This is a genomic window from Nonomuraea sp. NPDC050153 (genome assembly GCF_044460125.1).
Classification (GTDB): domain Bacteria; phylum Actinomycetota; class Actinomycetes; order Streptosporangiales; family Streptosporangiaceae; genus Nonomuraea.
In genome coordinates, this window is the sequence record NZ_JBITJQ010000025.1 from 47,694 (window position 1) to 60,252 (window position 12,559).

10 protein-coding genes are annotated in these 12,559 nt (G+C 71.5%); 5 read left to right on the plus strand and 5 right to left on the minus strand.

The window, feature by feature from the left end; all coding sequences use genetic code 11:
• Window positions 1–140: 140 nt before the first annotated feature.
• Complete coding sequence (locus tag ACIBQ1_RS42025; RefSeq protein WP_397286044.1) at window positions 141–3,182, plus strand: AfsR/SARP family transcriptional regulator; 3,042 nt, start codon at window positions 141–143, stop codon at window positions 3,180–3,182.
• Here the strand turns inward: ACIBQ1_RS42025 and ACIBQ1_RS42030 are convergent.
• The gene (locus tag ACIBQ1_RS42030; protein WP_397286046.1) at window positions 3,179–4,846 is read right to left on the minus strand and encodes a SulP family inorganic anion transporter; all 1,668 of its coding nucleotides are present in this window, start codon (window positions 4,844–4,846) and stop codon (window positions 3,179–3,181) included. The genes ACIBQ1_RS42025 and ACIBQ1_RS42030 overlap by 4 nt on opposite strands.
• A 73-nt stretch (window positions 4,847–4,919) precedes the next feature.
• Here ACIBQ1_RS42030 and ppk2 point away from each other — a divergent pair, with 73 nt between their 5' ends.
• Window positions 4,920–5,714 (plus strand): polyphosphate kinase 2, encoded by a 795-nt coding sequence (ppk2, locus tag ACIBQ1_RS42035; RefSeq protein ID WP_397286048.1) that lies wholly within the window; start codon window positions 4,920–4,922, stop codon window positions 5,712–5,714.
• 35 nt (window positions 5,715–5,749) lie between these two features.
• Here ppk2 and ACIBQ1_RS42040 read toward each other — a convergent pair whose 3' ends face one another.
• Entirely contained in the window at window positions 5,750–6,718 is a 969-nt protein-coding gene (locus tag ACIBQ1_RS42040) for a GlxA family transcriptional regulator (protein ID WP_397286050.1), read from the minus strand.
• A gap of 111 nt (window positions 6,719–6,829) precedes the next feature.
• Here ACIBQ1_RS42040 and ACIBQ1_RS42045 point away from each other — a divergent pair, with 111 nt between their 5' ends.
• Entirely contained in the window at window positions 6,830–7,648 is an 819-nt protein-coding gene (locus ACIBQ1_RS42045) for an ion transporter (RefSeq protein ID WP_397286052.1), read from the plus strand.
• 16 nt (window positions 7,649–7,664) lie between these two features.
• On the opposite strand, the gene ACIBQ1_RS42050 is transcribed toward ACIBQ1_RS42045, so the two are convergent.
• Window positions 7,665–7,949 (minus strand): GlsB/YeaQ/YmgE family stress response membrane protein, encoded by a 285-nt coding sequence (locus ACIBQ1_RS42050; protein ID WP_397286054.1) that lies wholly within the window; start codon window positions 7,947–7,949, stop codon window positions 7,665–7,667.
• Between the two features lie 407 nt (window positions 7,950–8,356).
• Here ACIBQ1_RS42050 and ACIBQ1_RS42055 point away from each other — a divergent pair, with 407 nt between their 5' ends.
• Window positions 8,357–8,983: a DUF305 domain-containing protein gene (locus ACIBQ1_RS42055; protein ID WP_397286056.1), complete on the plus strand. Its 627-nt coding sequence runs from the start codon at window positions 8,357–8,359 to the stop codon at window positions 8,981–8,983.
• A gap of 137 nt (window positions 8,984–9,120) precedes the next feature.
• Entirely contained in the window at window positions 9,121–9,363 is a 243-nt protein-coding gene (locus ACIBQ1_RS42060) for an isocitrate lyase/phosphoenolpyruvate mutase family protein (RefSeq protein WP_397286058.1), read from the plus strand.
• Between the two features lie 3 nt (window positions 9,364–9,366).
• Here the strand turns inward: ACIBQ1_RS42060 and ACIBQ1_RS42065 are convergent, their stop codons facing one another.
• Together ACIBQ1_RS42065 and ACIBQ1_RS42070 are read right to left on the minus strand one after the other, a co-directional pair.
• Entirely contained in the window at window positions 9,367–11,031 is a 1,665-nt protein-coding gene (locus tag ACIBQ1_RS42065; protein WP_397286060.1) for a VanW family protein, read from the minus strand.
• A gap of 293 nt (window positions 11,032–11,324) precedes the next feature.
• Entirely contained in the window at window positions 11,325–12,437 is a 1,113-nt protein-coding gene (locus ACIBQ1_RS42070; RefSeq protein ID WP_397286062.1) for an arabinogalactan endo-beta-1,4-galactanase, read from the minus strand.
• Between the last annotated feature and the right edge of the window lie 122 nt (window positions 12,438–12,559).

The window sequence follows — 12,559 nt, forward strand, 5'->3', positions numbered from 1 at the left end:
TGGTGATCCAAGGCGCGACGGGGGAAACGCCGCCTCCCCACCCGCCCGTGCTGTCGTCCAACACCCGCGACGTCAGGATGAATGTGGATATAAGTTCATATGCTGGGTTCCGGTTCGGGGTTCTGGGACCGCTCGAAATCTTGCGTGACGGCCGGCCGATCTCGCTGCCGGCGGCCAAGCAGCGGATCGTGCTCGCCACGCTGCTGCTGCGAGCCAACCACCATGTCTCACCGGACGAGCTGATCGAGCGGGTCTGGGCCGACGCCGTCCCCAACAGCGCCCGCAGCGCGCTGCACACGCACGTCGCGCGGTTGCGGCGCGCGCTGGGCGAGGACCCGGGGAGTGACGGCGCCCGGCGGCTGATCCGCACGTCCAACGACGGCTACGCCATCGACCTGCCGCCCGATGGGCTGGACCTGTCGCGGTTCCGGGAGCTGGTCGCGCGGGCCGGCGCGAGCTCGGACGCCGCCGGCGAGGCGGATCTCCTCGGCGGCGCGCTGGGGCTGTGGCGCGGCCCCATGCTGTCCGGGGTTCCGTCGGAGTCGCTGCACCGCGACGAGGTGCCGCTGGTCGTGGAGGAGCGGCTGCGGGCCGTCGACCGGTGGTTCCAGCTCGGCCTGCGGCTCGGCCGCGACGACGAGATGGTCAGAGTCCTCAAGGAGGCGACCGCGGAGCATCCGTTCCACGAGCGGCTGTGGGCCCAGCTGCTGGTGGCGCTGCACCGGTCCGGCCGCCGGGCGGAGGCGCTGGAGACCTACCGCAGCGTCGCCGTGCTGCTGCGCGAGGAGCTGGGCATCGACCCCGGCCAGGAGCTGGTCCGCGTGCACTCCGCCATCCTCGCCGACGACCCCGAGCCCGCCCGCGGGCTCGACGAGCCCCAGGCCCGCGCGGAGCCGCCCGCCTGGCAGGACCTCGACGAGGAGGACGACCCGCCCGCGAGCCTGGTACGCCCGCAGCAGCTGCCCTCCGACCTCGCCTCCTTCACCGGGCGCCGGCGCGAGCTCGCGGCTCTGGACGCGCTCCTCGCCCGCGAGAACGGTCAGGCGTCGCCGCCCATCGTGATCGCCGCCATCAGCGGGATGGGCGGCGTGGGCAAGACGGCGCTGGCCGTGCACTGGGCGCACTCGGTCGTCGACCGCTTCCCCGGCGGCGTGCTCTACCTCAACCTGCGCGGCTTCGGTCCCGGCGCGCCCGTCGAGCCCCATGCCGCGCTGGAGCTGCTGCTCAACGCGCTGGGCGTGGTCGGGCAGCGGGTTCCCAAGGAGAGCGACGCGCGCTCGGCGCTGCTGCGCAGCGTGCTGGCCGGGCGGCGGGTCCTCATGCTGCTCGACAACGCCCGTGACGCGGCCCAGGTGCGTCCGCTGCTGCCGGGCTCGCACTCGTTCGTGCTGGTCACCAGCCGCAACCAGATGCGCGGGCTGGCCGTTCGGGAGGGGGCGCGGCTCCTGCTCCTCGGCCAGTTCTCGCCCGGCGAGTCGGCCGCCCTGCTGGCCGCGATCCTCGGTCCGGAACGGATCGGCGCCAGGCCGTGGGCCGCCGCCGAGCTGGCCCGGTCGTGCGTCCACCTGCCGCTGGCGCTGACCATCGCGGCCGAGCACGCGATGTCCCGCCCCGACAGCCCGCTGAACAGCCTGGCCGAGGAGGTGCGGGCCCAGCGGACCCGGCTGGACGCGCTGGACACCTCCGACGACCACGAGGCGAGCGTGCGGGCGGTGCTCTCCTGGTCGTACCGCGCGCTGGAGCCGCCGGCGGCCCGCATGTTCCGGCTGCTGAGCCTGCACCCCGGTCCCGACGTCGGCCCGGGGGCGGCGGCCGCGCTGGCCGGCGTCCCGGTCGCCGAGGCGCGGCGGCTGCTCGACGTCCTGGCCGACCGGTCGCTGCTGGAGAGACCGGGACAGGACCGGCACCGCTTCCACGACCTGCTCCACGCGTACGCCGCCGAGCAGAGCGCCCTCACGGACGGCCTGGCCGAACGGACGGCCGCGCTCCGCCGCGTGCTGAACTGGTACCTCCACACCGCCGGCCGTGCCGCGGACCTCGTCGAACCCACCAGGAAACGCTTCCCCGACACGATCGACCGCGCCCCCGCCGAGCCGCCCGCGCTGGACGGCCCGGACGACGCGCTGGCGTGGGTGGAGGAGGAGCGGGCCAACCTCGTCGCGGCCGTCGTGCTGTCGGCCGAGTACGGATGGGACGACTTCACCTGGCGGCTGGCGCACGCGCTCTGGCGGTTCTTCCTCATCCGCGGGCACGTACGCGACTGGATCGACACGCATCTGCGGGCACTCGACGCCGCGCGGGACACCGGTGACCCCCGCGTCCTGGCCGAGACGATGAAGAACCTCGGCTTCGCGTACTGGCGGGCCGGGCACCTCTCCGAGGCGCTGGACCACCACGGCCGGGCGCTCGTCCTGGACCAGCAGAGCGGCGACGGCTGGGGCGAGGCCAAGACGCGCAACCATCTGGGGTTCATCCACGACCGCGCGGGCCACTTCGCCGAGGCGCTGCGCCAGCATCAGCGCTCCCTCGCCCGCTACCGGGAGGCGGGCGACCTGTGCGGCCAGGGCCGCGCGCTGGTCGGCATCGGCACCGCCTACCGCCAGCTCGGGCATCACCGCGCGAGCATGGTCCACCTCAAGAGGGCGCTCAGCGTCACCTGCGAGGTCGGCGACCGCTGGGGTGAGAGCCTGGCCCTCGTCGCCGTCGGCTTCACCTGCCTGATCGCCGGAGGCGGCGCGGAAGCCACCGGCCCCCTCTACCGGGCGCTCTCGATCTCCCGCGAGATCGGCGACCGCTGGGGGGAGAGCCTGGCCCTCATCGTGATCGGCCTCGGCCGGCTGATCACCGGCGACTTCGGGGACGCGTCCCATCCGCTCGGCCAGGCGCTGACCATCTCCCGCGAGATCGGCGACCGCTGGAGCGAGAGCCTCGCGCTCACCGCCATGGGATTCGCGAACCTGGCCTCGGGACGGAACGCGGAGACGACGCGCTACCTGCGGCGCGCGCTCACCGTCAGCCACGAGATCAGATGCATCTCCGGCGCCGACGACCTGCTGCACGAGGCGTTCCGCACCGCCCTGCCGCACGGCGGCCACCAGGCGCTCGTCTCCACGCTGTCCTTTCACACCCGCCTGCAGCTGAGGCTGGCCGCCGCGCACGCCCCTCGCGCGCTCGGCCCCTAGGTTGTCGTTTCGGCCTGCCACTGCCGGTAGGCGGCGACCGCGGTCGGGAGGGTGGGGAAGATCCGGTCCTCGCCGACCGCGGCGGTCAGGCCGTAGGCGTCCAGGTACGTGCGCAGGTCCTGCTTGACCCTGGCCATGGCGAAGACGATGCCGCGCCGGTCCAGCTCCTGGCGCAGGGAGTCGACGGCGTCCAGGGCGGTGATGTCCACCTCGACGTTGGCCTCGGTGTTCAGGACGAACCAGCGGACGGGGTCGGCCTGCTGGTCGACGGCGGCCAGGGCGCGGCGGTGGAAGTCCTGGGCGTTGGCGAAGAACAGCGGCGAGTCGTAGCGGTAGATGACCAGGCCGGGGATGGTGCGGGCGGCCGGGTAGTCGTCGACGTCGTGCATGCCCGCCAGGCCCGGCACCAGGCCCTGGACGGCGTCGTGGGGGCGGGCCACCCGGGAGAGCATCTCGGCGACGGACAACGCCACGGCGAGCAGGATGCCGTACAGGATGTCGAAGATCAGGACGCCGGCGAAGGCGCCGAGGGCGAGCAGGAGCTCGGTGCGGCGGAAACGGGCCAGCCGCACGAAATCGGGCAGTGAGACGAGCCGGGTGGCGGCGTAGACGACGATCGCGCCGAGGGCGGCGGTGGGGAAGTCGGCCAGCAGCGGCCCCGCGAACATGAGCACGGCCGCGACGGCGACCAGGCAGGTGAGCGAGTACAGCTGCGTGCGGGCGCCGGCGGCGTCGGCGAGCGCGGTGCGGCTGCCGCTGCTGCTGACCGGGAAGCCGTGCAGCACGCCCGCGCCCAGGTTGGCCACGCCGAGGGCGAGGAGCTCCTGGTTGGCGTCGATGTCCTGGTGGTGGCGGGCGGCGAAGGAGCGGGCGGTCAGCATGTTGTCGCTGTAGCCGACGAGGAAGACGCCGACGGCGGGCAGCAGGAGGTTCTCCAGCGGGGGCAGCGCGGGGGAGGGCAGCCCCGCCGGGATCTCGCCGACCACCTTGATGCCCCGGGCCTCCAGGTGGAACACCGTCACGCTCAGCGTGGCCAGCAGCACCGCGAGCAGCGGCGCCGGGGCCGCGGGCAGCCGCCACTGAAGCAGGAACAGGAAGGCCAGCACGGCGGCCGCCATGAGGACGGTGCCGAGATGGGCGTGGGGCGTCTGGCGGACGAACGACGACACCTGCTCGATGAGGGACTCGCCCGACACCGGGACGCCGGTGAGCTTGCCGAGCTGGCCCACGATCATGATGACGGCCACGCCGGCCAGGTAGCCGACCAGGATCGGCCTGGACAGCAGATCCGCGACGAAGCCCAGCCGCAGCAGCCGGCAGCCCACGCAGAGCAGCCCGACGGTGACGGCCAGCGTGGCGGCCAGCGCGGCGTACCCGGCGGGGTTCCCGGCGGCCAGGGGGCCGATGGCGGTGGCGGTCATCAGCGCGGTGGTCGACTCGGGCCCGACCGACAGCCGGCGGGAGGAGCCCAGCAGGGCGTACAGGGCCAGCGGCGCCAGGATCGCCCACAACCCGGTCACCGGCGGCAGGCCGGCCACGGTGGCGTACGCCATGACCTGGGGGACGAGGTAGGCGGCGACGGTCAGCCCGGCGAGCAGGTCGCCACGCAGCCATTCGCGCCGGTAGGCGGTCAGACTGGCCAGGCCGGGCAGAAAACGGAGCACGCCCGAGGATGGCGCATGATGGCACGCGGGCGCCAGCACCGCGCGCCCTTGCCGGTGGGAGGAGTCTGATCGCGTGAGCTCTGACAGGTTGCGGCGCAAGCCTTACGAGAAGCGGCTGCTTGAGCTGCAGGCGGAGCTGGTGAAGCTGCAGGAGTGGGTGAAGGCGGAGGGCGCGCGGGTGGTCGTGGTCTTCGAGGGGAGGGACGCGGCGGGCAAAGGGGGCACGATCAAGCGGGTCGCCGAATACCTCAACCCGCGCATGGCCAGGATCGCGGCGCTGCCCGCGCCCACCGAGCGGGAGCGGACGCAGTGGTATTTCCAGCGGTACGTGGAGCACATGCCGGCCGCGGGGCAGATCGTGCTGTTCGACCGGAGCTGGTACAACCGGGCCGGGGTGGAGCGGGTCATGGGGTTCTGCACGCAGGAGGAGTACACCCGCTTCCTGCACCAGTGCCCGATCTTCGAGCGGTTGCTGGTGGAGGACGGGATCCTGCTGCGCAAGTACTGGTTCTCGGTGAGCGACGGCGAGCAGGAACGGCGGTTCCGGGCGCGGCTGGGTGATCCGATGCGGCGGTGGAAGCTGTCGGAGATGGACCTGGAGTCGATCACGCGGTGGGAGGAGTACTCGCGGGCCAAGGACGAGATGATGATCCACACGCACATCCCCGAGGCGCCGTGGTACGAGGTGGAGAGCGAGGACAAGCGGCGGGCCAGGATCAACATGATCTCCCATCTGCTGTCCACGATCCCGTACGAGGAGGTGCGGCGGGCGCCCCTGGAGATCCCGGACCGGCCCGACCCGAGCGGCTACCGGCGGCTGCCGCGGGTGGAGACACCGGTCCCGGACGTGACCGCGGACCTCGCCTGACCCCGGCCCGTCGGCCGCGGCTGCGCCGGACCCGTTCAGCGGCTTGGCTCGCGCCCGGTCGCCCTGGAACGGAAGCGTGACGGCGAGACGCCGGCCCACGCCACGAACGCCTGCCGCAGTGACTCGGCGGAGGTGAACCCGCACCGGCGGGCGATGGCCGCGACCGGCTCGCGCGATCCGGCGAGCAGCTGGGAGGCCGCCTCCAGCCGCGCGTCGCGGACCAGCCGCGACGGGGTCCGTCCGACGTGCTCGACGAACAGCCTGCTCAGATGCCGCTCGCTCACCCCGGCGAGCGCGGCCAGCCGGGGGACGCCGAGATCGCCGTCGAGGTTGCTGATCACGTGGTCGACGACCCGCCGTACCAGGGCCTGATCGGAGCGCGGGATCCGGTTGAACAGGCTCACCTGCGCCTGGTTCCCTGGACGCTTCAGGTAGGCGACCATGCCCATGGCCACGCGGCGGGCGAGCTCGGCCCCGTGGTCCTCCTCGATGAAGGCCAGCGTGAGGTCCAGCGCGGCGGTGACCCCGCCCGACGTCGCCACGTCGCCGTCCCGGATGAAGATCGGCGCCGGGTCGACGTCCACCTGCGGGTAGCGCGCGGCCAACTGCCCGGCGTAGTACCAGTGCGTGGTGGCCCGGCGGTTGTCGAGCAGCCCGGCCGCGGCCAGCACCGTCGCCCCGGTGCACACCGACGCCACCCGCCGCGACAGCCCGGCCAGCCGCGTGACCTGGCTGACGAACCGGGGGTTCGCGGCGGCGGCCGCGTGCCCCCGGCCGCCGGAGACGACCAGGGTGTCGATCGGGCCGTTCATCCGGTCGACCCGGTGCTGCGCGGACAGCTCCAGCCCGGAGTCGCACCGCACGGGCCGGCCCATCGGTGTCACGAACACGACCTCGTACGCCGGGTCGGCACCCTGCTGGTTGGCGTGGTCGAAACCGGTCGTCACGGACGCCACGTCCACGAGCTCGATGCCGTCGTAACCGATCACGACGATCAGCCGCATGGCCACATCGTACGGGTGAGCCGCGCCCCGCCGCGATCCCTGATCTTCCACCCGCCGCCGCCCACTACGATGATCCATAATCATGATCGTCACCTGGGGGCGGGGTAGAAGTTGTCCGGGCCAGAACGTGTTCGTGCCGTCCTGGAGAGCAAGTTCGTGCAGCGGGCCGTCATCGCCGTGATCGTCGTCAACGCGATCACCATCGGCTGCGAGACGAGCGCGTACCTGATGGAGCGGGCCGGCGGGCTGCTGCACGCCGTTGACCGGATCGCGCTGGCGATCTTCACGGTCGAGATCGCCGCCCGCCTGTACGCCTACCGCAAGTCGTTCTTCGCCGACCCGTGGAACTGGTTCGACGCCGCCATCGTGGCCGTCGCGCTCGTCCCGGCCTCCGGCCCCACGTCGGTGCTGCGGTCCCTGCGCATCCTGCGGGCGCTGCGGCTGGTCTCGGCGGTGCCCAGCATGCGGCGCGTGGTGGGCGCGCTGCTGACCGCCCTGCCCGGGATGGCCTCCATCATCGGCCTGCTGGTGCTGATGATCTACATCGCGGCGGTGATCTCCACGAAGCTGTTCGGGGAGCTCGTGCCCGAACGCTTCGAGGACCTGCCGCGCTCGCTGTTCACCCTGTTCCAGATCATGACCGGCGACGACTGGGGCAACGTCGCGCAGGAGGTGATGCAGCACAAGCCGTGGGCGTGGGTCTTCTTCATCGTCTACATCCTGATGTCGACCTTCGTCGCGCTGAACCTGTTCATCGCCGTGGTGGTCAACGCCATGCACGAGACGGAGCCGTCCCCGGAGCCGTCCCCGGCGGAGACCCGCGCGCAGGTGGAGCTGGAGGAGGTCAAGCAGGAGCTGGCGGCGGTCAACGCCAAGCTCGACCAGCTGCTGACGCGCGAGCCCGCGCCCGCGACCGGCAAGGTGCCCTGACGGTCCCGGGCCGCCGCTACCCTCGCCGCTGTCCTCGCCGCTTGCCGCCGTAGAGGCCGACCGTCAGCGAGACGCCGAGGGCCGCCAGGGCGACCTGGATGGCCAGCTCGATCCAGTCGACGCCGCCGGTCGCGGCCACGCCCAGAACGGTGGCTATCGCGGTGCCGATCAGCGCCGCGACGACGCCGATCACGATCGTGAGCCAGATCGGGATGCGCTGCCGCCCCGGGATGACCAGCCGCCCGAGGGCGCCGATCACGATGCCGATGATGAGTCCGGAAATGATGCCGGTGATCGCCATGCTGAACTCCCCGACGCTCGGTGGTCCGTCTGCCCCGCACAACGAACACGCGCCAAGCGCGGTTCCTGTCCGCTCGCAGCCCCCTCCTCGCGCCGCTCGCCGCCGCTGTGCGGCACTGCGGGCATGCCGAGCGGCCGTGCCGTCCGCCGCCGTGCTTCGGACGAGTGCCGCGCCGTCTGCTGGACGTGCCGTTGGGCGGCCGAGGGCGCGGGCGGGCGCCTGCTGCCGTGCTGCGGCGGGCGCGTCGGCCGGGTTGAGGGATGCCCGTTCCCGGGGCGTCGGCGGCGGGTCGGGTGGGAGTGTGGATCTCGTACGGTAGCAACGGGTGCTCCCGGGGAACATATGGCCAGGTCAGCCTCGTGTAGACGGGGTGGGCTGACGTGCTGAAATCGGGGGGTTCAGCGGCCATGACCACAAAACCAGCGGCTGTGCACGGCGTCTCACTGGCGACGGCCTTGGCGGTGGGGGCGTTCGTCCTCACCGCCTGCGGCGGTAATTCGACAAGTCAGGCGGGGCGGGACACGACCATGATGTCCGGGGCCGTGCCGGTCGCGACGGCGACCGCTCAGTCGAAACCGGTTTTCGACGACGCCGACGTGATGTTCGCGCAGATGATGATCGCGCACCATCAGGAAGCCATCGAACTGGCAGAGCTGGCCACGACAAGGGCAGCGACCGAGGAGGTCAAGGAACTGGCGGAGAAGATCAAGGACAACCAGCAGCCGCAGATCGAGACCATGCAGGGCTGGCTGAAGGAGTGGGACAAGGCGACGCCGGTCAGCGAGGCGGGGCATGACGCGCCGGCCGGCATGACCGACGCGACCATCAAGACCCTGCTGGACTCCCGGGGCACCGCCTTCGACAAGGCGTTCCTCACGATGATGATCGATCATCACCAGGAGGCGATCGCCATGGCCCGCGTCGAGCGCAAGCACGGGAAGAACTCCCAGGCGAAGCGGCTGGCCGAGCGGATCATGAAGGACCAGCAGGCCCAGGTGACGCAGATGCAGAAGCTCATCGCCCGGATTCGGTGACGCGAGGTCTCGGCCGGGCGGCGGATACTGACATGTCCGAATATGGCCAGACCTGATCCCGCAATGTGGAAGGTCCTTTGATGTCGTCGACGCGCGGTGCGGTGAAGTCGCGTACCGCGCCCTGGAAGGAGATCGGCATGACGCCAACCACAGTCACGCGGGCCGCCCGGTTCAGAGCCCTGCACCAGGGCACGGTCCTCGTGCTCCCCAACGCCTGGGACGCCGCCTCGGCGGCCTTGATCGAGGCCGCGGGCGCGCGGGCCGCGTACGCGTGCGCCGCGCGGGCGGCCGGCGAGCTGCTCGGCGGCGGCACGTACGAGACGCTCGCCGGCGGCCTCGACTACGGCAGGCTCAACTCCCTCCTCGGAGGACGGCCCTGAGCGTCACTTCTCGCAGGTGAGGCGGGGTTCGGGGTCGTAGACGGTGTGGAAGCGCTGCTTGCGCACGACCTTGCCGTCCTTCTTGAAGGTGCGCCACACGTCGATGGCGAACCCCTCCGAGCCCTCCATCGGGATGCACTCGGATCCGGTCTCGGTCAGGGTCTCGACGGGTTTGACGTTGTAGCGCTCCGAGCTCTTCGACTCGATGTCGTAGCGCTTGGTGCTCCAGAACTGCACGGTGACCGAAGTGTTCGTGTACGAGGCCTTGATCAGGACGCCGTAGCTGGAGTCGTTGCGCCAGCGGAAGTCCGGCTGCGGGAAGGAGACCGTGGACTCGCGCCCGGCCGGGTAGCGGGAGATGTAGTACTGGTGGGCCCGGTGCTGGACGTCCTGGAAGCCGCCGAAGAAGACGGCGTTGAACATGGTGGTGGCGAACTGGGAGACCCCGCCGCCGACGTCGTTGACGAACCGGTTGTTGAGGATCATTGGCGCCTCGACGAAGCCGCGGGCCTTGTCGCGCTTGCCGACCACATCGTTGAGCGAGAACGTCTCCCCGGGACGCACCACGTAGCCGTCCACGATGTCGGCGATGGTGTGGATGTTGGTCACGCGGGGCGCGCAGCACGGGTACTGGGTGGTGAACGAGCTGACCTGCTCCTTGACGCCGAGCTTCGCCGCCGCGGCCGTGCTCACCCGTGGCTGCCGCGCCGTCGCGGGCAGGTCGACGCGGCGGCTGCCCGCCGCCACGGCCTCGGCGATGGCCGGGCCGAGCGTCTTGATGTCGGCGCCGTGGCCGGCTTTGGCCGGGACGACCTTCGGCTTGCCCTTCACGATCGTGAAGGAGGCGTCCTTGGCCGGGGTGATCAGCAGCGCCTTGGCCATGTCCGCGGCGATCTTGCCGGCGTCGTACGACGGGCGCAGGCCGCCCTTGCCGTCGGAGACGAAGCGGAGCCCGGCGGCCAGCTGCTCCCTGGACACGGTGGCCTGCTTGCCGCCGCTGGCCAGCGTGAGCGGGGACGCGACCGCCGTGCGCGCGGTGGAGGCGGCGATCTCCTTGACCTTGGCCTCGGTGAGCGCGGGCGGCGTCACCTGGACCTTCAGCTCGACGGAAGGGCGCGCGGCCGCGAAGGCCGCCCGCACCGCCTGGGCCGCGGCGTCGCGGTCCAGCGCGCGTCCGGGCTTGGGCAGGACCGTACGCGGCTCCAGCCCCTGGTACCGGACGCCGCCCTGCACCGGCTTGGTGTCCACGCGCTTGGCCAGGCCGGCGAGCCCGGCGGCGAGCCGCTGCTCGTCCACGAGGACCCGGGGCGGGAGCCGGCGGCTGCCGAAGAGCGAGCGGGCGATGCCGGTCGGAGTGGTGGCCCCGGCCATCGCGGCCTCGATCGTGGCCCGGGCGTCGAAGTCCAGGCCCAGCTCGGCGGGCGTGAGCTGGATCCGCTTGCCGCCCGCGATCAGCGTCATCGGCTGGCGTACGCGCTGGGCGAGCTGCCGGTCGAGGTGGGAGCGGGCGGCCTCGGGCGCGAGACCGCCGATGTCGACGCCGTCCACGACCGTGCCCGGAGGGATCTTCCCGGCGAGCGAGATGGCGGGCACGGCGTAGCCGAGCACCGCCACCAGGACGACGGCGGCGACGGCGACGAGCGTGCGCCGGGAGCGGCGGGCGCTCACGACGGCACCAGCGTGAAGGTACGGTCCGGGTGAGGGCCGGCGGCGAGGTGACCGCCGGTCGGGAAGGTCCCGGACCCGGTAACTGTGATGTCCATTTGGTCTTGGATACGGCTGGCGACCCGTTGAGAGTTCTCCGCCGACCTGACCTGGAGTGATGCCCGGGGGTCGCGCATGGTGACGAAGTCTACTAGCAGATGTAGTAGGGAAGTCACCGAAACTGCTGGTCACGGCTTCGCCGTCCCCCGGCGGGCCGCCCGCGGGACGGCGGCCGTCGAGCCGGGGTCAGGGTCGCGCTACGGGGTCCATCTGATGCCGGGATTGACGCCGCCGGTCCAGTTGAAGGTGGCCATGTTGTCCCACTGGTCGCCGGTGCCGTTGATGTTGGCCGGGTCCCAGCCGTTGCCGGCGATGGCGTACCAGGTCGGCTCCCAGTAGAAGACGCCGATCGCCCCGGCGCCGCGGGCGGTGTTCTGGACGGCGGTGAAGTTGCTCGCCTGCCCCGCCCAGGTGGCCGGGTAGCCGGAGCACGGCGCCGAGCCGTTGATCACGTTCGGCTCGCTGTCGGCGTTGTTCGCGGTGAACGGGTAGGCGGTCTCCGCGACGATGACGGGCTTGCCGTAACGGGTGCGCGCGTCGCTGATCACGCTGGACAGGGTGGACAGCGAGCCGTGCCACATGCAGTAGTACGACAGGGCGGTGATGTCCCAGGGCACGCCCTTGGCGCGGATCCCGTCGTAGAACCAGCGCGCGTTCGCCAGGCTGTCGGCGTCCGCGGTGTGGATGATCACCTGGGTGCCGCTGTTGCACGCCTTGGTCGCGTTGTATCCGGCTTTCAGCAGCAGGCTCAGGTTGGTGAAGTCGTTGTTGATGACCTTGCCGTCGTTCCAGAGCATGCCGACGTTGATCTCGTTGCCGATCTGCACGCTGTCCGGGGTGGTGCCCTGCGCCTTCAGACTGGTGCAGATGTCGTAGGTGTAGTTGTACACATCCGTCTGGAGCTGCGCGATGCCATGACCGGCCCACGCCGCCGGCTTGAACTGCTTGCCCGGGTCCGCCCAGGTGTCCGAATAGTGGAAGTCGATCATCAGGCCGAGGCCCTTGGCCTTGACCGTCCTGGCGTAGGCCAGCACCTTCGCCTTGTTGTTGTAGCCGCTCGCCGGGTTGTTCCAGATGCGCAGCCGGGCGTAGTTGACCCCGGCGCCGGTGAGGATGTCCAGCGGGTCGGCGGCCGTCCCGGCGGCGTTGTAGTACTTGGCCCCCAGGTCCAGGCTCCGCTGGAGCGAGGAGACGTCGGCGCCGCGCATGGAGAGCGCGGCCTGGGCGGGTGTCGCGGGCGCGAGGGCGATCAGCGCCGCGAGTGTCAGCAGGAGTGTGACCCGGATCCTTCGTAAGTGGTACGTGGTCATGATCGGTCCCGTTGGTAGAGCCGAAATCCCGACTGTGTGCACGTTCACGGACGCATGGGGCGGCGAGCTACCTGAAAAATGCGCCTTTAGGGGGCGAAAGCGGCCTTCTGCATACTGTGAAC